Source organism: Paenibacillus dakarensis (assembly GCF_001373415.1).
Taxonomy (GTDB): Bacteria; Bacillota; Bacilli; order Paenibacillales; family Paenibacillaceae; genus Paenibacillus_AQ; species Paenibacillus_AQ dakarensis.
In genome coordinates this window covers 48136-69574 of sequence record NZ_CDSE01000036.1, presented here as the reverse complement: position 1 = coordinate 69574, position 21439 = coordinate 48136, and the positions used below count along the sequence as shown (strand labels likewise).

19 protein-coding genes and 5 tRNA genes are annotated in these 21439 nt (G+C 44.6%); 19 read left to right on the top strand and 5 right to left on the bottom strand.

Features of this window, described 5'->3' with window-relative positions; genetic code table 11:
• The first annotated feature begins 157 nt into the window (after positions 1-157).
• Entirely contained in the window at positions 158-1873 is a 1716-nt protein-coding gene (locus tag BN1234_RS10080; RefSeq protein ID WP_156337190.1) for a hypothetical protein, read from the top strand.
• A 116-nt stretch (positions 1874-1989) separates the two neighbouring features.
• Here the strand turns inward: BN1234_RS10080 and BN1234_RS10075 are convergent, their stop codons facing one another.
• From BN1234_RS10075 to BN1234_RS10065, 3 genes are read right to left on the bottom strand one after another with little or no spacing between them, the layout of a single operon-like run.
• The gene (locus BN1234_RS10075) at positions 1990-2892 is read right to left on the bottom strand and encodes a glycine betaine ABC transporter substrate-binding protein (protein WP_054956593.1); all 903 of its coding nucleotides are present in this window, start codon (positions 2890-2892) and stop codon (positions 1990-1992) included.
• An 11-nt stretch (positions 2893-2903) separates the two neighbouring features.
• Positions 2904-3737, bottom strand: coding sequence for an ABC transporter permease (locus tag BN1234_RS10070; protein ID WP_054956528.1), 834 nt, complete (start codon positions 3735-3737; stop codon positions 2904-2906).
• Positions 3730-4923, bottom strand: coding sequence for a quaternary amine ABC transporter ATP-binding protein (locus BN1234_RS10065; protein ID WP_170308022.1), 1194 nt, complete (start codon positions 4921-4923; stop codon positions 3730-3732). The genes BN1234_RS10070 and BN1234_RS10065 overlap by 8 nt, the downstream gene beginning before the upstream one ends.
• Before the next feature lie 382 nt (positions 4924-5305).
• On the opposite strand from BN1234_RS10065, the gene BN1234_RS10060 reads away from it, so the two are divergent.
• From BN1234_RS10060 to BN1234_RS10020, 9 genes are all read left to right on the top strand, one after another.
• Positions 5306-5872, top strand: coding sequence for a GbsR/MarR family transcriptional regulator (locus BN1234_RS10060; RefSeq protein WP_054956526.1), 567 nt, complete (start codon positions 5306-5308; stop codon positions 5870-5872).
• Between the two features lie 74 nt (positions 5873-5946).
• Positions 5947-6510, top strand: a complete 564-nt coding sequence (locus BN1234_RS10055; protein ID WP_054956525.1) for a GNAT family N-acetyltransferase — start codon at positions 5947-5949, stop codon at positions 6508-6510.
• Positions 6511-7055: 545 nt separating this feature from the next.
• Complete coding sequence (locus tag BN1234_RS10050) at positions 7056-7553, top strand: ArsR/SmtB family transcription factor (protein WP_054956524.1); 498 nt, start codon at positions 7056-7058, stop codon at positions 7551-7553.
• Positions 7554-7578: 25 nt separating this feature from the next.
• A complete protein-coding gene (locus tag BN1234_RS10045) occupies positions 7579-8892 on the top strand; it encodes an MFS transporter (RefSeq protein ID WP_054956523.1) in 1314 nt (437 codons plus the stop codon).
• A gap of 144 nt (positions 8893-9036) precedes the next feature.
• Positions 9037-10155, top strand: a complete 1119-nt coding sequence (locus BN1234_RS10040; protein WP_054956522.1) for a LolA family protein — start codon at positions 9037-9039, stop codon at positions 10153-10155.
• A gap of 320 nt (positions 10156-10475) precedes the next feature.
• Positions 10476-11651 (top strand): alanine racemase, encoded by a 1176-nt coding sequence (gene alr / locus BN1234_RS10035; protein WP_054956521.1) that lies wholly within the window; start codon positions 10476-10478, stop codon positions 11649-11651.
• Positions 11652-11886: 235 nt separating this feature from the next.
• Positions 11887-12168: a CopG family ribbon-helix-helix protein gene (locus BN1234_RS10030; protein ID WP_046681343.1), complete on the top strand. Its 282-nt coding sequence runs from the start codon at positions 11887-11889 to the stop codon at positions 12166-12168.
• Between the two features lie 3 nt (positions 12169-12171).
• Positions 12172-12522 carry a type II toxin-antitoxin system PemK/MazF family toxin gene (locus tag BN1234_RS10025; protein ID WP_054956520.1) on the top strand — a complete coding sequence of 117 codons (351 nt, stop codon included), beginning with the start codon at positions 12172-12174 and terminating at the stop codon, positions 12520-12522.
• A 288-nt stretch (positions 12523-12810) separates the two neighbouring features.
• Complete coding sequence (locus tag BN1234_RS10020; protein WP_054956519.1) at positions 12811-15018, top strand: Tex family protein; 2208 nt, start codon at positions 12811-12813, stop codon at positions 15016-15018.
• A 514-nt stretch (positions 15019-15532) separates the two neighbouring features.
• On the opposite strand, the gene cmpA is transcribed toward BN1234_RS10020, so the two are convergent.
• On the bottom strand, positions 15533-15658 hold the full coding sequence (cmpA, locus tag BN1234_RS22230; RefSeq protein WP_156337189.1) for a cortex morphogenetic protein CmpA: 126 nt from the start codon (positions 15656-15658) through the stop codon (positions 15533-15535).
• A 79-nt stretch (positions 15659-15737) separates the two neighbouring features.
• Positions 15738-16088: a hypothetical protein gene (locus tag BN1234_RS10015; RefSeq protein WP_054956518.1), complete on the bottom strand. Its 351-nt coding sequence runs from the start codon at positions 16086-16088 to the stop codon at positions 15738-15740.
• Between the two features lie 205 nt (positions 16089-16293).
• Here BN1234_RS10015 and BN1234_RS10010 point away from each other — a divergent pair, with 205 nt between their 5' ends.
• The 9 genes from BN1234_RS10010 to BN1234_RS09970 all read left to right on the top strand — a co-directional run bounded on the left by BN1234_RS10010 (position 16294) and on the right by BN1234_RS09970 (position 21430).
• On the top strand, positions 16294-16764 hold the full coding sequence (locus BN1234_RS10010; protein ID WP_170308021.1) for a SprT family protein: 471 nt from the start codon (positions 16294-16296) through the stop codon (positions 16762-16764).
• A gap of 44 nt (positions 16765-16808) precedes the next feature.
• Positions 16809-16884 (top strand) — tRNA-Asn (locus BN1234_RS10005).
• Positions 16885-16896: 12 nt separating this feature from the next.
• Positions 16897-16985, top strand: a tRNA-Ser gene (locus BN1234_RS10000).
• 338 nt (positions 16986-17323) lie between these two features.
• Positions 17324-17398: transfer RNA gene (locus BN1234_RS09995), tRNA-Glu, on the top strand.
• A 311-nt stretch (positions 17399-17709) separates the two neighbouring features.
• Positions 17710-17785: transfer RNA gene (locus tag BN1234_RS09990), tRNA-Lys, on the top strand.
• Between the two features lie 31 nt (positions 17786-17816).
• Positions 17817-17899: transfer RNA gene (locus BN1234_RS09985), tRNA-Leu, on the top strand.
• Between the two features lie 192 nt (positions 17900-18091).
• Positions 18092-18424, top strand: coding sequence for a KGG domain-containing protein (locus tag BN1234_RS09980; protein ID WP_054956516.1), 333 nt, complete (start codon positions 18092-18094; stop codon positions 18422-18424).
• Between the two features lie 452 nt (positions 18425-18876).
• Positions 18877-20337, top strand: coding sequence for an AraC family transcriptional regulator (locus tag BN1234_RS09975; protein WP_170308018.1), 1461 nt, complete (start codon positions 18877-18879; stop codon positions 20335-20337).
• 109 nt (positions 20338-20446) lie between these two features.
• On the top strand, positions 20447-21430 hold the full coding sequence (locus BN1234_RS09970) for an ABC transporter substrate-binding protein (protein WP_054956514.1): 984 nt from the start codon (positions 20447-20449) through the stop codon (positions 21428-21430).
• Positions 21431-21439: the final 9 nt, after the last annotated feature.

Genomic DNA, 21439 nt, shown 5'->3' with positions numbered 1-21439 from the left:
GAGGAGAAACTTGTGTTCGCGGGTCTTGGCTAAAGGCAACAGAACAGGGATTTATGGGAGTGTACAGCAAGTAAGGAATGAAAAAAGCAAACAGCATATGAGCTTTCAAGGGTGTTTAGCTTAAGATGGAGCTTCGTAAACACATAATTCGGGGGTAATGATGATAAAAAGATTAATTAGTGCGCTACTCGTTGTATTGTTGTATATACCAACACTTGGAAGTGTATCCACATCTACAATCTACGCTGGCAGTACGGTGAGAGCTGAGTATTCTCAACATGATGTATACATAAATGATTCACGAGTATATTTAAGAGGCTTTAATATTCTGAACAATAATTACTACGGGCTAAGGGATATAGCTAAAGCTTTTTCTGGTACAAGCAGTCAGTTCAATGTTGTTTGGAATCAACAGAAGAATGCCATCGAGATCCTAACAGGACAATCGTATAATACTGAAGATCAAGACGATATGGGCTATTTCAGCAACTATAATGCTGTGCTTTCTACCTCGAAGTTGCTCATCAATGGAAAGCCGGTACATATCAAGGCGTACACAGTGAACAACCGCAATTATTTTCAATTAAGAGACTTGGCAAGTAAAATTCCATTTGAACTCCAATATGACGCCAAAAAGAATAATATCCAGCTGTATTCGGTGGTTCCAGATCATGCCTATCGTGTCAAATTAAAAGGTGAGCAAAGTAATAACCACAACCTGGAATCACCATTATTTCCGAGATGGAAGGAGACAGTCACCTCCTATCTGGTGAACAATAGTGATGGGACGATAAGCGCTATTAATGCGGGTGAGAAGCTTAAGATAGAAACGTACAACGGGAAATTTGAACCCATAAGCAGCAAGACAATTGCCTATGAGCTTCCGATATTCGGTGGTTATTATAGCGGTAACACTTACAATTACATCGCCTTTGGACAAACGAATCACGAAGAGAATGATAATAAGGAAGTCATCCGTATTGTTCGATATGATAAGAACTTTAAACGAGTGGATAGTGTTTCGATTAAGGGAGGAAAGGCCTATACCGTCATACCTTTTGATGCCGCTGCAGGGAGAATGGCTGAACAAGGGGATACATTAGTATTTCATACTTCTCGTGAACGCTACATGACAGAGGACGGGCTAAATCACCAATCTCAGCTCACTATTATGATCAATACGAATTCAATGACGGTTATGAATGATCTCGGAAAATTCCAGAGCAATCATGTCAGCCATTCCTTCGATCAATATGTGCTGTTCGATGGCACGTCTCATGTCTTGGTTGATCATGGCGATGCTTATCCTCGAACAATAGCCTTGCAGAAGGGTGATGGAACTCGCTACGACATGGCCAGCATGTTTGATATCCCTGGTGCAACAGGTGCCAATGCTACCGGTGTTTCAATTGGTGGATTCGAAATCTCAGCGAACAATTACATTGTCGCGTTAAATACAATCGATCATTCGCTTGTGAAGCAATATACCTCGTTTGAATTGGTAGGTTTAAAAGAGGATCAGCGTGATATCATGTTAAGTGTGCTGCCTAAAAATAGTAGCGACAATGGAACTGCGCAGCATATTACACTGGCGAAATATGTGGGCACCAAGCATATTGCCTCGATTCCGAAACTGGTAAAGATCACGGATGACAAGTTTATGGTGCTGTGGCAGGAATTCGACAAGACCAGCTACCAGATTGGTGATCTCAAATATGTGTACGTTAATGGCAACGGGCAAATCGTTGGAAGCATCAAAACGATAAAGCACTTCGAATTATCCGAATGCAACCCTATCGTTGCTGGAAACAACGTTATATGGTTCACCAACAATAGCCGCTCGCGCATGTTCTACAGAATTCCTGTTCAATAGTCTTTTTGGAGAATAATCTAATACAAAAGAGCTGTCCCGCAGCTGACATGCTCTCCGTATAGAGGGGAGTATATCACTGTCGAGGCAGCTCTTTTTTGTGCATAGAAGATATGAAATTACTTCGTCTTTAAATCCTCAATGGAGTTAATGTTCATATAGGATGGAACAACCAGGCCTGTTTTAACACCTTCCATGTTGGCGCCCAGGTCTTCTACCTGTTCCTTGTATTTGTTCCAGTAATCCGCGTGAGTCAGAGGAAGCCATGCAGCGACGGTGGCATCCACATCACCATTTGCAACCCCTGTCCACATTGGGCCGGCTTCTACTTGAAGAGCGGTCACCTTGTAACCGAGCTTGTTCTCCAGCACATATTGTACCAAGTGGGTGCTAGCAATTTCGGAATCCCATGCAACATAGCTGAGCTTCAATTCTTTGTTGCTGACAGGGCTGATCCCTTTTGTCCACTCATCGATGCGGTCCGTATGGCTTTCAGCCCATTCTTTAGCAGCATCCACAGGTGATTTGCCTTCCTGGATTGCCGTCATGATCTCGCCCATTTCCTCCGGAGTCCATTTAAAGTTCTCCAGGAATTGATAAGCCTCCGGCTGCTCCTCTTTCAAGCCTTTACGGGCGAGTGTATGAATTTCTTCTGCTTCACCAAAGGATTTCTTCGGATCTTCCAGATATTTAAGGTCATATTTGGCGAACATCCAGTGTGGAGTCCAGCCTGTAATGACAATAGGTTCTTCCTTTTTAATCGCTTTAGCCAGAGTGGCTGTCATTGCGGCTCCTGAACCTTCAATCAGTTTCCAGTCGGTCAGACCGTAGTCTTCAATGGCTTTTGCCGTAGCTTTCATAATGCCTGCCCCAGGGTCAATACCGATAATTTCGTATTTAACCTGTTCTCCGACGGTTTGGGTACCCGCTTCACCTTTCGCATTGTCTCCGCTATTTCCACACGCTGACAAGGCAAGTACGGAAACCAGGCTGAGTGTCATCCAGAATTTCGATTTTTTGATATTACGCAATGTTACGCACCCCTTTTCTTTGTTTTAAAAATATTTTGTGTAAAGCGGTCGAGAACGATCGCCAAGATGACGACAGCAAGACCCGCTTCAAATCCTTTACCAATCTGGAGCTGTGTTACCGCACGGTATACCTCGGCTCCAATGCCCTGAGCTCCGATCATGGAAGCAATCACGACCATGGACAGGGACAGCATGATGGTCTGGTTAACCCCCGCCATAAGTGTCGGCATAGCCAGCGGTAGCTGAACCTTAAACAGCTTCTGGCTGGAGGTGGAACCAAATGCATCAGCGGCTTCCGTGAGTTCTCCGGATACTTGTTTAATACCGAGCTGTGTCAGGCGAATCGTTGGTGGAATGGCAAAAATTACCGATGCGATAACACCAGGAACCACACCTAAGCTGAAGAAGGTAACTGCAGGCAGCAGGTATACAAACGCAGGCATCGTCTGCATGAAATCAAGCAGCGGGATAATAATCCTTGATGCGGTTTTGCTATACGCACACCAGATTCCGATCGGTACACCGAGCAGGATGGAAATAAGAGCTGAAGTAAGAACCAGGCTCAGCGTATCCATCGTCTGTGTCCAATAGCCCAGATTATCGATAATCAGAAATCCGATCACCGTGAAGAGTGTGAGTGGAAGACGGCCTGCAAAAAAAGCAAGTATCCCGAAAATCACAATAAAAATCAACGGATGTGGAAGCAGGAACAAATCGCTAAACGCACCCACGATGCTTTCGATTACCGCAGCAATGACATCGAAGAAGCCTGATAAATAATCCTCCATCCAGCTAACCAGGGATTCAATCCAATCGGCGAGTGGAATCTTAGGCATTCGTCTTCACCTCCTCATTCTTGCTCTCTCCGGCGAGGGCACCGAGAACAGCTCCGCGAACAATAACGCCAAGCAACTTACCACCATCATCCACCACAGCAAGCGGAACCTTCGATAAGCTCGTAATTTCGAATAGTTCATTCAGAAGGGTGTTAGGACCGACTCTTGGCCCATCCGGAATGATGATGTCTTCAAGCTTGAGATTGTTACGCAAAGCATGATTGGCATCTTCAGCTGTAATGACGCCGAGCAGATGTTTACCCCGGTCAATAACAAATAAATTGGATATTCCACGCTCACGCATAAGCTCCAGAGCGACGCGAGGGCCGCGGTCTGGAGTAATAGTTTCCGGACGGCGCATAACATGAGCTGCTGTTAGCACCTTGGACAGGTCTACATCCTCAACAAATCGTTCAACATAGTCGTTGGCTGGCTGTGTAAGAATTTCTTCCGGCGTACCGATCTGTACGATAGAACCGTCCTTCATCAGTGCGATTCGGTCACCAATGCGAAGAGCCTCGTCCAAATCGTGAGTAATGAAGATAATGGTTTTTTTCATTTTGTCTTGAAGCTCAATGAGCTCGTCCTGCATATCCCGTCGGATCAGCGGGTCAAGTGCACTAAAGGCTTCGTCCATAAGCAGTATTTCTGGATCGTTTGCAAGGGCACGGGCCAGACCAACTCGCTGCTGCATACCTCCGCTCAATTGATCAGGCATTTTATTCTCCCAGCCCTTGAGACCTACAAGCTCCAAAGACCGTAAAGCGGCTTCGCGGCGTTTTTTCTTGTCTGCCTTTTGAATTTCAAGGCCATATTCCGCATTTTCGACTACAGTACGGTGAGGAAACAGGGCGAACTTCTGAAATACCATACTAATGGTTTTGCGGCGCACGTTCCTCAGTTGTTCTTTATTCATTTTTCTTAAATCTTGGCCGTGAATCAGGATTTCCCCTGAGGTAGGCTCAATTAAGCGATTTAGCAGACGCACGAGCGTAGACTTTCCGCTGCCGGACAATCCCATAATGACGAAAATCTCGCCTTGGTTGATTTCAAAGGTTGCACGATTGACACCGACGGTTATATTTTTTTCTTTTGCAATACGTTCTTTGCTCCAACCCTGCTGAAGAAGCTCCAGTCCTTGCTCAGCATGAGGGCCGAATAGCTTGCTGACGTTTCTGACTTGCATAATGGCCAAAGATATTCCTCCCTTATATATAGAAGCTAAGATTATTCACCGAGCGCTTAGCCGCGCTTTATGGTTATCACGATTAAACCCATGGGTAACATTGTAACAATATAGAACGTATTGTATCAAATGTTGTATCCGTACATGTAGAACGTACAGTAAAAACTGTACAAACTATTCCTCCCATATGCTATCACATGCTCCTTAATGCTCAAGGCTGGAGTTCTTTACTTTTAAAATAGCTTTCCCTACAATAAACGAGAGAATGTGTAAAGGATGGACCAAGGCGTTTTTTTCTTGGGACAGCAAGACATTAACTTCCGTGGAATTAGGCAAAATAGCCACAAAGCGGAGACGGTCACAGAAAGAGGAGGCTGCAAGCATGAGCTTGTACCAGTTAGATGAAGAACGGCAGGCCGCCGTACACAAAATTCGTAAACGTGTTATTGAAAATATTGGGCGCAATATGGATTTATACGGTATTTCGATGTCGACGGGGCACTTATACGGGCTATTGTTTTTTGCAGATAAGCCGATGAATCTCGATGAGATGGGTCAGGAAATGAAGATGAGCAAGACCAGCATGAGCACAGGTGTCCGGACATTGCTTGATTACAAGATGGTAAACAAGGTGTGGGAGAAAGGTTCACGCAAAGATCTGTATGAAGTGGAATATGACTGGTACCAGACCTTTGCTGATTTTTTTGATATAAAATGGAGAAAATCGGTTGAGAGCAATATTGTCATTCTGGGAAAAGCATTGGAAGAAACCGCAAAGCTGATGAGACAGCATGAAGATGATCCGCTGCTTATGAGTGTGCTGCAGGAAGACCAGGCAAAGATGAAAGAGGCCATATCGTACTACAAATGGCTTGACCGGTTAATTGACACATTGGTCAGCGGTGAAATTTTCAATCTGGTTCCGAAGGAACCATCTTCAGAAGACTAAGCCATTTTAGAGAAGATTAGTATCTGTTTCACCCCGTTGTAACAACGTTCAACTTAGAGGAGACTTGGAGAGATATGAACATCAGACCAGCAGTTAAGGAAGACGCACAAGCTGCAGCCCGTCTGCTTTATGATGCGCTGCACGATATTGCTCACCAGCTGACAGGACAAGAAAGCGAAGAAGATGCACTTAGAGACCTTGCGTTTTATTTTGAACAAGAGGAAGGACGTCTTAGCTATCATCAATGTTTGGTAAGTGAAGTGGATGGTAAGGCAGCAGGCCTTATTGTCACTTATGGCGGTGACGAAGCGAAGGAACTGGATCGACCGATGGTGGAGCGGCTGCGTGAACTGAAGAACGATCCATCATTTACATTGGATAAAGAAGCGGATGAAGATGAATTTTATATAGATACATTATCGGTTTCTTCCTCATATAAAGGAATGGGAATCGGGTCGGCATTAATTCGAGCTGCCGAGGCCCGGGCCAAAGAGCGAGGGTATGGAAAAATCGCACTGGCTGTCGTTACAGGCAACAAAAGAGCGTATTCCTTGTATTTAAGAACCGGATATGAGGTCGATAAAGAAATCATCATTAATAAGCATGTATATTTCCATATGGTCAAACACTTGGAATAGAAAATAAAACAAGCTGGCTCCTATACAGGAACCAGCTTGTTTTATTTTCTTCGATTTCTCTTTGCTGTCCATCTATACTTCGTATATCATAGAGATAACTACATCATGTGCGGTTTTAAACATTTGATTCTCCTTACAGGTGGTGTGAAGAATGATTATTATTTGGGAAACGGTTATTATTTCTTTTATCGTAATAATATTTCTTATACTAATAATAAAATCAATGATAAAGTCACTGATTAAGTCAATTATGAATAAGAGAGACAGGTAGACATGTTCATTTTCATAATACCATCCTGATTACATATCAAATGTTCAAGGAAAAGGCCAACCAGGGATCCCTGGTTGGCCTTTTTTTGCAGGTTGAACTGCAAAAAAATATTTTAAATTGCCTATTTACAAAAGGAAAATGATGGATTATTATTGTTGATAAGTAACCGATCTAAAAATTTAGAATGATTAAAAAATATAGTATGAATTAATAAACCAGATCGAATCCAAATCGAATCCAGATCGAATTCCATGCAAAAAGGAGAAGATGTTAAATGAATCCGAAGCAAAATTCTATTCCCATATCGGTGGAGCAATCCAAGCTGCTGGGCAGTGCTCAGCGTATCAAGATTATAGGTGCTATTGCAGACACCGCCAAGACCGCCAAACAGGTAGCCGATGAGCTTGGACAATCGCCGGGAAGCACACATTACCATATTCAGAAGCTGCATGACGGGGGCTTGATCGACCTGGTTGAAACGCGAACTACTGGAGGAATCGTAGAGAAATATTACATGTCGAAGGCAAAGTGGTTTGATTTGGACGGCGATCATTTGTCTGATCCTGTTCTTGCGGATGGCTTTGAATCTTCCAATTCAACGAAAATCAACCTCCGACTCTCCCTGACACCTGAGCAGAGAGATGAGTTGACAGCAGAATTTAAATCGCTCATGGAAAAATGGGTTACTCTTACTTCCTCCTCCAAGGATGAGGGAGAGGAATTTGCTATCGGCTTTAAGCTCATATCTGCGAAGAAAAAATCTGACGCTTAAAGCGTCCAAAGGGGATTGAATTAAAATGGACATTTTCAGAAACCGAAATTTCTCGATTATGTTTTCAGGCCGGATTTTGACCAATATCGGTGACAGCCTTTACGCGGTTGCGGCGATGTGGCTTGTATATGATTTAGGCGGCTCGACCCTGTTTACCGGATTGGCAGGCTTTTTATCAATCATCCCTAGAATTATTCAGATTTTTTCCGGTCCGCTTATTGATCGCCTACCCGTAAGAGGTATTCTTGTCTTCACGCAGCTCTTTCAAGGTGTCGTTTTGCTGATTGTCCCGATTGCTTATTATTTTGATTTTCTGACCGTAGGCCTGGTTCTTACCATTACTCCGATTCTATCAACCTGTAATATGTGGGTGTATCCGGCTCAATTGTCGGCTCTTCCGAAAATCCTGGATAAGAAATTATTAACGCAGGGTAACTCGCTGTTCTCCATCGCATATCAAGGGATTGACGTAGCTTGCAATGCTATATCCGGAGTTCTTATTGTAGCCATAGGGGCGGTATCGTTATATTTCTGGAATGCGATCGGCTTTTTCATTGGGGCGTTGTTGTTTACACAAATACGTATGCCTTCAAGAACGGCAGATATTAATAAGGATGGCCATACAAATCTCTCACAAAATTCCACTGCTTCTGCTATACGGGATTTCAAGACTCGCTATTTATCCGATATGAAGGACGGGATCAGAACGCTTGTTGCTACGCCGCTGTCCAGATTACTCTTTGGCATCATCATGGTTAATGCAGCAGGTGGAGCAACCTTTACCGTATTGCCTGCCTTTAGTGACAGTATGGGCGGTGCCGGTATTTATGGCTTACTGCTGATGGCGCAGGCACTCGGAAGTTTAGTGGGAGCTGTGGCTGCTCCTTACTTGAAACTCGAGCGGATTAGTCTAGGTGCACTGTATTCTGGGGCATTTATGATCTGTGGAATTGCCTGGGGCGTTTGTGTATTCATACCGTGGCCTTGGCTTACAATACTTGTCTATGGACTTTCCTGGGTCCCGGGGGGCATTACGAATGTAATTATTAATACCGTAATTCAAAAGGGGGTTCCAGCCAAAAACCTTGGTTCTGTATTCGCTGCTGCTACAGGCTTGAGCGGTATTGCATCACCTGCAGGAAGCTTGATTGGCGGTGCTCTTGGTTTATGGATTGGTGGGAACGGGGTTATTTTATGGTGTGGAATTGCAATCTTCCTGGTCAGCGTGTATTGGAGACTGGATCCTGTATCTAGAAGGCTTCCAGCTTCAGACCAAGTGGACGAAACGGTGTTTGGGTACGGGACCACGGTGGAAAACACAGCCTCGTCAGTGATATAGATGAGTAATAGCTTCGCATCCTTGATGCGAGGCTTTTTTTGTTGAGACAACTTCCGGCTTGTCATGCCCGTCTGCATAATGTGAACAAGTCCCTCATAGACATGTATCAATCAATTCAAAACATGTACTGAAGGGGATGATGATATGCGCCGGATTTCATGGGTGCTGCTCGCTGCTGTTTTAAGCTTTACTCTAGTGTTATCGGGTTGTGGGAAGAAGGATGCTGCTGGAGTCATTAAAGATCTGGGCAAGGTGGCAGATAAGCTGGAAAGTGCCAAAGGAGCTTATCAGGGTGCAGGAGTGATGACCATACATACAGGGTCAACTCCTCAGCAGTATCAGGTAGAGGTATGGTACCAGGCTCCGTCTTACTACCGAATCAGCTTGACGAACGGACAGAAGGATATAACACAAATTGTACTTCGTAATGATGATGGTGTGTTTGTTCTAACGCCAAGCCTTAACAAGAGCTTCCGGTTCAAAAGCGATTGGCCGGAGAATCAGGGACAGGTATATCTGTACCAGACAATGCTTGGCAGTATTTTAGGAGATAACACACGTCAGTTTGCAGAAGACAAAGACAGCTATGTATTTGATGTTGCAGCGAATTATCATAGCCATGCACTGGTTCGTCAAAAGATCTGGCTGGCTAAGGATAACTACTCACCGAAGCAGGTTCAGGTAACGGACTCGGAGGCTAAAGTGGTTGTTGATGTGAAATTCAACTCCTTCACCTTCGATACGAATCTGACTAAAGATTCTTTCGATACGAACCGTAATCTGAGTGCTATGAATCCGGAAGCAAAAGACACGATGGGTGGAATTGAAGGAAGCGGCATGCCTGTTGCTTCTAAAGATGGAACTGGTGAAGCCGGGGTTACTGACGCAGAGCCTGTTGTAAACCAGCAGCTTGGAGCCTTTGGCATTATCGAACCGGATTATACGCCGGCTGGAGTGATGCGGAAGAGTGTGCAGGAGATGGCTGACAGTAAAGACTATACGGTTGTTCTTCGATATGACGGGGTGTACCAGTATACAATTATGGAATCCCGTCCACAGGACCGCGCTGTGTCGCTCGTTCCAGGAAGTGTAGTGGATTTAGGGTTTACGATGGGACTCATGACAGGGGGTCAGTCAGATTCTGAGCAAAAAACACTGACCTGGATGTCAGACGGGGTAGAGTTCCGAATTACGAGTGCAAACCTCCCAACTCCGGAAATGGTGGAAATCGCTGCTTCCATACAGGGACAATCGGGTAAATAAAAGGAGGAAGGCGGATACCGGGCATTGTAGAGGGGGGATTCTCTACAGTGAAGGCCATTCGCCTCTTTCTTTAAAAAATATAAGGAAGATATTTTTCCTGAAAAAATATTCCTTATATTTCAAGTGGTAGTTATGAAATTTGCTTATCCGTCAAGGCAGGTGAAGCCTAGTGTGTAAAACTGGCTTATCGGTTGGTTTGACAGTTGCCGTAAGGAACATTACCATTAATCTATTGTAGGAATCAACTGAATAATTCAATAATATATTATGAAGTTGGTTCAATCCTGAGTTTTTTCAAAATGGTAAGAAGGTGACTGGAATTGCAAATGACATATCGACCTACTCAAGCGGAGATTAATCTGGATCATCTTCGTGCGAATTATAACAGCATCCGGAATTCACTTCCGGAACAGATGAAGCTGCTAGCCTGTGTCAAAGCAAATGCATACGGACATGGTGCGGTAGAGGTTGCACGGGAGATGGAAGAACTGGGTGCGGACTACTTAAGCGTTGCCTTTTTGGATGAAGCGCTGGAGCTTCGCAAAGCAGGGATCATGCTGCCGATTCTTGTACTGGGCTACACGCCGCCAGAAGGGATTGAAATGGCATGGAAGCATGATGTCACCGTAACCTTGTTTACTCCGGAGGTACTCGAAGCGATTAGGGCACTGCCGGAAGCAGGAGAAAAGCAGCTGAAGGTACACATCAAAATCGACAGTGGCATGGGCCGATTAGGTCTTTTGCCTGGAGAGAATGCCATATCTTTCATAGAAGAGGCTTTCTCCCTTCCGCAAGTTTTCGTTGAAGGTATGTTTACTCATTTTGCAAGAGCGGATGAAGAGGATAAAAGCTACACACTTGAGCAGTATCGGCGCTTTAAAAGCGTGGCGGACGCGCTTCGGGATTTAGGTTACACCCTCCCGATTATACATACGGGTAATAGTGCTGCTGCCATCGATACTCCTGATCTATCATACAATATGGTGCGACTCGGCATCGCAATGTATGGATTGTACCCAGGTGAGGTGAATCGATCAGCGGTGAATTTGAGCCCGGTCATGACGCTTAAGACGCAGATGGTCTACGTCAAAAAACTGCCGCCAAACTACGGCATCAGCTATGGCAGTAAGTATGTAACCGAAGAGGAAGAAGTGATAGGAACCCTTCCTGTTGGTTATGCTGATGGTTATTCCCGTATGCTGAGCGGTAAAGCGGAAGTGCTGATACGCGGCCGTCGTGTTCCTGTTGTCGGAAATATTTGTATGGACCAGTGCATGATATCATTAAAATCTTTCGCCGAAGAGGCGGAACAAATTAAAGCCGGTGAAGAGGTTGTACTCATCGGTCAGCAATCTGATTCGTGTATAACGGCAGATGAGCTGGCTTCCATGCTGGGCACCATCCCTTATGAATTACTCTGCATGATTGCTCACCGCGTACCGCGGGTTTATATGCGCGCAGGTATGCCTGTTAAGATTGTAAATCCCCTTTTGTAATACTGCTTTTTTTACTGGGCGACCGTATTTATTTTATTTAAAGGAGAAGGAATATGTACAGGCTTTCCCGAATTAAGAATATAACAGTTAGTCTGTACGAACGTGCCGGATGTAGTTTATAATGAGATGCAGCATACTCAATATATCTGTGGCATATATATTCTTTTGTATAATTTTCCTTGAATAAAGCAATACTGGTGCACAGGGCAAGAAGGTTGTGGGGGTGTATTAGAAGGTGGCCAACATGCAGAACACCAAACGAATCATGATCAGTTTACCGGATCATCTTTTGCAGGAAGTGGACGGGATCGCTCAGCTGGAAAATTCCAACCGTAGTGAGCTTATCAGGCAGGCCATGAAGCTATATCTGAATGAACGCAAGAAGCGTTACATTCGCGAATCCATGCAGCGGGGTTATATGGAAATGGCTAAGATCAACCTGACAATGGCATCTGAAGCGTTTCACGCGGAGGAAGATGCAGACAGCACTCTGGACCGCTTGGTAAGCGGGGTGTAGACAGTGATCGTAAAACGCGGCGACGTATTTTTTGCGGATCTTTCACCCGTTGTCGGTTCTGAACAGGGCGGTGTAAGGCCGGTCCTCGTCATTCAGAACGATATCGGCAACCGGTTCAGTCCAACAGTAATTGTTGCGGCCATTACCGCTCAAATCCAGAAAGCCAAGCTTCCGACTCATGTGGAAATTGATGCGGCGTCCCATGGATTTGACCGGGATTCCGTGATATTACTGGAGCAGATCCGAACGATTGATAAGCAGCGATTAACCGACAAGATTACCCATCTGGACGATGAAACGATGAATAAGGTAGATGATTCTCTGCAAATCAGTTTGGGTTTGATTGATTTTTAAGTGAGTTAACGATCAATATAGCCGCCCATTTAGGGTGCAAGTGATAGCCCGCCGAGAGCATATCGGCGGGTTATTTGCTGTTTATGTGTATTTTGCAACAAAACATATTAGAATTAAGCTGTATAATTTGTAAATAGTGATTGTTGATGTTCCGCAGCTTGCAGGTCAATAGGGAATCCCGTCCGGACAAGAATATAGGATGTTTCGATGATTGCTGGGCAAGCTGGAAATAATGCCGAAGATTTGGGATAATGGGAATATAGTTTTTTTAAGAGAGAGGGATAAATATTGTCTGAATTAGAAGCTGTCGTGGAAGTGAATGAGGAGCAGATCCGTAAAGAAGAGCATGAAAGGATCGTCAAACAAATCGCCAAGGAGCTTCAGTTGTCAGTCAAGCAGGTCCGCACAACCGTTGATCTGCTGGATGAAGGAAATACGATACCGTTTATTGCGCGCTACCGCAAGGAGATGACAGGAGAGCTGGATGAGAACCGTCTTCGTGATATTGAGGAGCGCTCCAATTATTTGCGTAACCTAGAGGTTCGCAAACGGGAAGTCATCCGGATTATAGATGAGCAAGGTAAATTGACAGATGAACTTAGAGCGTCAATTAATCAAGCTGTAAAACTTCAAGAGGTAGAGGATTTGTACCGGCCATACAAGCAGAAGCGGAAGACTCGGGCAAGCGTTGCTAAGGAAAAGGGCCTTGAACCGCTGGCAGCCTGGATCTGGGATCAACCTAAGGATGGAAATGCGCTTGTGGAAGCTGAAAAATATGTGAGTGAGGAAAAAGGAGTAGCATCTGCGGAAGAAGCGCTTCAGGGTGCTATGGATATTCTGGCGGAGAATATTGCAGATGATGCAGCTGTTCGTTCCTGGGTTCGCCGTTACAGCCTGGATCACGGTATTCTAACCTCTGAAGCCAAGGATAAAGAGGCAGAATCCGTATATGAGAATTATTATGAGTACAGGGAATTAGCCAAGAAAATGCCGCCGCACCGCATTCTGGCGATTAATCGCGGGGAACGGGAAAACATCCTCAAAGTTGGCCTGGACGTTCCGTCTGATTCGATTCATAGTTATATCGGAAAGCAGGTTCTGAAAGGGACATCGGTTGTAACGGAACTATTGAATACAGTGATCGAGGATGCTTACAAACGATTGATTGCGCCTTCCATTGAACGGGAAGTTCGAGGTGAACTGACAGAGAAGGGTGAGAATCAGGCGATTTCTATTTTTGCAGGAAATTTACGCAGCTTGCTGCTTCAGCCGCCAGTAAAAGGTCGCTGTGTTCTCGGCGTTGACCCGGCATATCGTACGGGATGCAAGCTTGCCGTTGTGGATGATACAGGTAAGCTGCTTGAAGTGGCTGTAACGTATCCTACGCCTCCAAACAACAAGAAAAAAGAAGCCGCTGCTAAATTCAAAGAACTGATTTCGAAATACGGAATTCAGCTGATCGTCATCGGTAACGGTACAGCTTCCCGGGAAACGGAGCAGTTCGTGGCAGAGGTGATTTCCGAAATCGGTGACCCTGAGCTAGCGTATTTAATCGTAAATGAGGCGGGAGCAAGTGTGTATTCAGCCTCTAAGCTGGCTCAGGAAGAGTTCCCGGATCTCGATGTAGCGGAACGAAGCGCTGCTTCCATTGCACGCCGTGTACAAGACCCTCTTGCTGAGCTGGTGAAGATTGACCCGAAATCGATCGGAGTAGGCCAGTACCAGCACGATGTATCACAGAAGCATCTGGAGGAAAGCCTGAAAGCAGTTGTCGAATCGGCGGTTAACCATGTCGGCGTTGATGTGAATACAGCTTCACCGCTTCTCTCTTACGTGGCAGGTATTAATGCTACGATTGCAAAGAACATTGTGAAGTACCGTGAAGAAAACGGCAAGTTCATTAGCCGTAAACAATTGCAAAAGGTACCTCGCCTCGGAGCGAAGACCTTTGAGCAGTGTGTTGGGTTTATGCGCATTTCAGATGGCGAGAACACGCTGGACAATACACCAATTCACCCGGAATCCTACCCGGTCGTAGACCGTCTGTTCAAAGAACTGAACGTAAACTCTGATAAAGTTGGCACGAAGGAGTTATCCGAGCTGCTGGACAGTCAGGCACCAGAAGCGCTGGCTGTTAAGCTGGACGTCGGTGTGCCGACGCTGCGGGACATTCTGGACAGTCTTCAGCGCCCGGGACGTGACCCTCGGGAAGAGCTGCCGCTTCCAATTTTCCGTACCGATGTGCTGAAAATTGAAGACCTGATGCCAGGCATGGAGCTTCAGGGAACGGTTCGGAATGTAATCGACTTTGGTGCTTTCGTAGATATCGGCATTAAGAGTGACGGTCTTGTTCATATCTCCCAGCTTAGCGATGGCTATGTGAAGCATCCAATGGATGTTGTGTCCGTCGGTGATAATGTGACGGTATGGGTACTGAACGTTGATCTGAAAAAAGGCCGCGTAGGCTTGACGATGCGTAAGCCTAAAGACCAATAAAATAGGAAGCCCCGATCCAGTAAAGGATCGGGGCTTTTTTGCTGCTTCAGGGAATATGTGCACTTCGGAAGGTTTTTTGCTTTATCAGAAGTGAGTTCGGTATGGTACCGGGATCAAAATGAGCGGCAGGATCTGGATGTGAGGATCGCTTTGTAGATGGTGAAATATATTTTAGATAGTTAGTTAGGTTTACCGAAAGGAGAAAAGACGATGAGCAGCGGAAATAATAAACGTGGTTGTTTCGGACTTATGCTGGATTTTATTCTGACCATTTGTACCGGTGGTTTGTGGCTCCTTTGGATATTGATTCGGTATCTGAGAAACAATAGCTAACGGTTCGGATAAACGGTATATAGCCGATGTTTTGTGCCTTGCTCCAGATGAGCGGGTATGAAATGTGGGCTATTTTTATGAAAAAACTGCACTACCAACGGTTAGAGTGCATCTAACCTTGGAGTGCAGTTCGGTGGGACTTGTTCTTTTACCTATTATGGATTTCATTATGCATTCTTATTTAGGTATCCGGATTTTCACCCGGGGAGCTCCTGTAAAAGAACCAGCATTCGTTCAGCAGTTTGATCTGGCGTCTGTCCTTTTTGCGAAAAGCACGTGTCAATTGATTGCAGAGCCATTGCGGCAAGGGTATCTCCTCCTCTTGCGATCCGTATGTAAGGATAGCATATGGGGAAAACGCCCAAAGCGTGCAGGTCTATTTATTTTTATACGGCTTCTTCTTCATACCACTGTTCCAGTTGCGCTTGAAGAGCGCGAATTTCCGTGAGCAGGGAGATGAGTGGATAATTTGATTCATTCAGAGACGAGAAGTTTCGCTCCAGTTCATTAATGTAGTCCAGACCGCTTATGGTGTGAGACGTTTCCTGAAGCAAATCCAGGTTATCACATTCCGCCACAGCAAGCGGCAGCTCCGGCTTGTCCTGTACCGTAAGCTTGCTGATTTCCTTATTAAGACGAAGATTAAGTGCACTTAGTTGGTAAGCATAATCTGCAGGCATTTCTATGTATTGCAGCTTATCGCTTCGTTGTAAAATTACGTAACGCATATTCGGCATGATTGTAAGTTCTCCCTCCATATTGTGCTGCTTCAATTGTTGATCATTTCATTGAACCGGTTGATGTAAGCCGTTCATTTGCATTATTCTTATTTGAGTGTAGCTTAGAAGGAAGCTAAAATTCAAGTATCTTCCTTGGCGTTTGGATATGTTTGATGAGAAAATGAGATAAGAAAAAGAAAGAAGAGGACAGATTATGCATGAAATGAGCAATGAGGAGCTGCAGGCTTGGGTTGAGGAAATATCAATCCGCAGTTTCCGCGTTCCGTTCAGACACCGTGCCACGTTTAACCGCAGACTTTCCTCCACGGGAGGGCGGTATTTTATGAAAAGCCATAATATAGAGATTAATCCTCATCAGCTTGAGATCCATGGAAAGGAAGAGGTAGAGAGGATTATCAAGCATGAGCTCTGCCATTATCATCTTCATCTGGCTGGACGGGGATATAAGCACAGAGACTCGGATTTCAAACAGCTTCTCCAAGCCGTTGGGGGCAGCCGCTTCTGTAAAGCGATTGTGAAACCGGCAGAAAAAAGACGTAAGCCTGAGCCATATCGCTACATGCTTCGTTGTGTGGATTGCGGGATGGAATATAAACGTAAACGGAAGATGGATCCTGCATGGTATCGGTGTGGTCGGTGTAGTGGAAGTTTACGTCTCCTAATGCTTGACTGATAGCTAAAATCATGATAAATTAATATTCAGTTATTATCCAACGTTCCCTGATAGCTCAGTTGGTAGAGCACTCGACTGTTAATCGAGTTGTCACAGGTTCGAGTCCTGTTCGGGGAGCCATTTCTTTTTTTTGGAGAGATACCCAAGTGGCTATAAGGGGACCCTCTGCTAAGGGGTTAGACTGCGTAAGCGGTGCGAGGGTTCGAATCCCTCTCTCTCCGTTTAGATTAAACGTCGATTAAACAACCTGCCGGACTTCGGCAGGTTGTTTTTTGTGCAAAGGGATGAGAACCCTCAGAAGAGGGTTCGTCGAAGCATAAGCATCGTTAGGAACAGCATCGGAGTCTCGACCGAAGGGAGAGTATCCCTCTCTCTCCGTGCTCCCGTTGTATAAGCGGACGGGAGCATGTTCTGTTATGTCTGCGAAGGGATATGAGACCTCCGAAGAGGGCAGAAAACAAGCATAATTTTACTGCGATTTTTTTCGAAAAAAAGCTTGTCATCAGATTTGCTTTTATGCTATACTCATTCTTGTCGTCACGGAGACATTGATTAATAAGGCCCGTTGGTCAAGGGGTTAAGACACCTCCCTTTCACGGAGGTAACAGGGGTTCGAATCCCCTACGGGTCACCACTTACTTTATTGCTTCCGGGATGAGAACCCCAAAGGTTCGTCGGAGCATAGACATCGTGAGGAATACTTCGCAGTCTCGAACGAAGAGAGAGTATCCCCTACGGGTCACCACTTACTTTATTGCTTCCGGGATGAGAACCCCAAAGGTTCGTCGGAGCATAGACATCGTGAGGAATACTTCGCAGTCTCGAACGAAGAGAGAGTATCCCCTACGGGTCACCACTTACTTTATTGCTTCAGGGGATGAGAACCCCAAAGGTTCGTCGGAGCATTCAGTTTCAGTCTAAGGCAGCAGCTTTGATTGTCATCGAGAGCCATTAGCTCAGTTGGTAGAGCACCTGACTTTTAATCAGGGTGTCGAAGGTTCGAGTCCTTCATGGCTCACCAGTTTTTTTTATAAGTTAGTCCCTTTTATTATGCGGTAGTGGTGGAATGGCAGACACGCTATCTTGAGGGGGTAGTGGGTGTATACCCGTGGAGGTTCGAGTCCTCTCTACCGCATATTAGAAAAAGTCCCTGCATTTGCAGGGGCTTTTTTTTTTGCATTTTTACGCTGAAATAAGGTGATAATTATCGCTTTATTTAAAGCAAAATTTTATTAAAAATTGAAGCACTTGTTTCAGAATGAGCATAACGGTTAATACAATATCGTGGACGAGCAACTTCAAAAATACCTATAAGGAGTGATTCAAGATGGCTAGAAATAACGATGGTAAGATGAGCCGCGAAGAAGCAGGACGATTAGGTGGAGAAGCAACTGCAAAGAACCATGACAAAGAGTTTTATCAGGAAATTGGCCGTAAAGGTGGAGATGCAACTTCGGAGTCTCATGATAAGGATTTCTATCAGGAAATCGGCCAAAAAGGCGGAGAGGCAACTTCGAACTCTCACGATAAGGAGTTTTACCAGGAAATTGGTCAAAAAGGCGGAGAAGCACGTAACAACTCCGATAATGATGGTAAGATGAGCCGCGAGGAAGCAGGCCGTAAAGGCGGTCAAGCTAGAGCTCGGCAGCGTCGCAGCTAAAGCTTTTGCTTCTCATAACAAATCAATATAGAAATTCACTTAGTTGCTTGTTGTATGGGACTTAAATAATTATAAACAGCCGTAGCCGGAATAAAATCCAGGCTATGGCTGTTTGCTGTTCGATGCTGTTTAAGTAAATATTCATGGATAGAAGTTAGTTAGAGGAGCTTATCTTTCTAGACAGAGCGGACAGGATATGCTATTTATATGATAATGATAACCATTCTCATATAAAGGCGGTATTTGTTTTGACATCGAAAAGAGTGAAGAATGCTAAAGGCATAGAACATTCACACAAATGTAGTTCTTTGACAATAAAACTGTGGAATATAGAAATATTGACATTAGAAGGCACGAATGAGGAACAACAGCAACAGCTAACATTACAGCCAGCATTGATGATTCTGCACAAGGGAAAAGCTTCGCTCAGAAGGGGGGTTCAAGAAACACGGATGAGCAGGGACACGGTTTATTTTTGTCCGGCGCATACCACCTTTGGAATCAAAGGGAATGATGAGAATCCGGTAATGGCTGTTGTTTTTTATTTTGGGATATATAAGGAATCAGAGCAGGGCCACAGAAGCCAATTAGAAGAGGTTAGTGCTGACGAACTGCTATGGGATGAGGATCATTTCACCTTAAGTTCACCAGATCGACTGAACCTGACCTGTCGGGTTATATATGATCATTTTCAAAGCGATGATGATTTTAAGAAGTGGAGAGCTCAGGCGGAGTTCCATGAACTGCTAATTGAGATATTATCGGTAAGTTCTTCAAAATCGAAGGGAGAAAAGAAGCAGGGGTTAGAACAAGCGAAAGAATATATGGATACTCATTATAATGAAGAACTATCTATCGATCAGCTTGCAAGGATTGCAGAAGTGAGTCCTAAATATTTCGGGGATATTTTCAAAAAAACATATGGTCAAAGCGTAATGGAGTACTTAGCGCAAGTGAGAATGAGCAGGGCAAAACAACTCATGCTTGGCTCAAGCCGGATTCTAAAAGATGTTGCTCACATGGTCGGATATAAAGATGAATTCTATTTCAGCCGGAAATTTAAGAAGACATTCGGTGTATCTCCTTCAGCCTACATAAAAAAGAAAAAGAATAGGATCGCCATCTATGGTTCAACCTCTCTACTCGGATTTCTTATGCCGCTTAACGTTATCCCATATGCAGCCCCGCTTCATCCTAAATGGTCACGGTATTACTACCATACTCTTGGACCCGATATACCGATCCATCTGGATGCGTACCGTGTGAATCACAATAAAATAGCTAATTTGGAAAAACTTCAGTCATCGGAGCCTGAATTAATCATTTCTGCACAGGGCTTAGAAAATTGGGAAAAAGAGCGATTGCAGCAAATAGCTCCGCTTTATGAACTGCCGCCGGATTCCGAGGGGTGGCAAAAGCAACTTCGCTGGTTAGCTCATCTGCTTAACCGAAATCAAGAAGCGGAACAATGGATTGAATCCTTTCATGCAAGACGCCTGGCTTTCTGCCGCACTAATGCGGAAACAGCAAACGGACGTACATTATTAGCGGTACGACTTTATCATCATCAATTAGAATTACATCGAAGTCCCGGTATGAGTGAAGTCCTGTTCGATTATTTACAATTTAGTTCCCCGAAAATGCTTGAGCACCCTGGAGATGATGTTTCATTATCTGTAGAGAAGATCCAGCAAATCGATACTGACAATATAGTCCTTCTGGTTCGGCAGGATTCAGAGACACTGGAATATTGGCGAAGACTTCAATCTACACCAGATTGGATGTTAATCCCTGCCGTGCGGGAAGGGAAGCTTCATCTATTATCCTCTTATCCATGGAGAGAATATTCTCCGATTGCACTGGAATATATGATGGAAGAGTCGTGCCGGATATTTTCCGGGAATCGTCCATGAAAGATCCGGTGATTGTTCATGGTGTAATGGGTGATTATCTCGTACTATAATTAATAATGATAATCATTATCAATTATATAGAGACTGGCTGAAGGGGGAACAGAAAGAAATGAAAAGAATGAAGTTGTTACTGGGAATCATGGTTGTCATGGCTATGATTTTGTCGGCTTGCGGTGGAGAGAAGCAGGGGAATGAGCAGTCCGTTAATAATGAATCAGCTCCAAATACGAATAAGAGTGATTCCTCAGCAGATACCAAAGTAGTGAAATATCTGGACCAAGAATATACACTTCCAGCAAATACGGATCGAATTGTGATCGTGGGTGCTGTTGAAGCGATGGAGGATGCTATCGTACTGGAAGTTAATCCTGTAGGGGCGATTAGTTTCTCAGGAAAGTTTCCTCCCCTGTTCGAAAGCATAACCAAAAATGCTCAATCGATTGGTGAGAAGATGGAGCCGAATTTTGAAACGATTCTGTCATTGAAGCCTGATGTGATCCTGGGTTCTTCTAAGTTTAAACCAGAGGTGATTGAGAAGCTAAGCAAAATTGCTACAACCATTCCTTATTCACACATCTCGACGAACTGGGAGAGCAACTTAAGATTGCTGGGGGAATTAAGCGGAAAGCAAGAACAGGCAGAGCAGGAAATCGCTAAATATAAGGCGGATCTGACAACGGCTAAATCCCAGATTGGGGATTCATTAAAGGATAAGAAAGTTGTTGCGCTTCGAATTCGGGAAGGAGAATTGTACATTTATCCGGAAACTGTGTTTTTCAATCCGATATTGTACGAGGATCTTGGGATCGCCGTTCCTGCTGAAGTGAAGGCGGCGAAGGCTCAGGAGTTAGTATCGAAAGAGATGCTTGCAGAGATGAATCCGAATTACTTGTTCATTCAGTTCTCTCCAGATGAGAATAGAGATACTCCAAATGCGCTGGAGGAATTTGAGAATGATCCTATCATGAAGAATATTACTGCATTTAAGAATGGACATGCCTTTGTTAATGTTGTTGATCCATTGGCTCAGGGCGGTACGGCCTACAGCAAAATTCAGTTTTTGAAGGAAGCGATCAGTCATCTTACCAAATAGATCAGTATA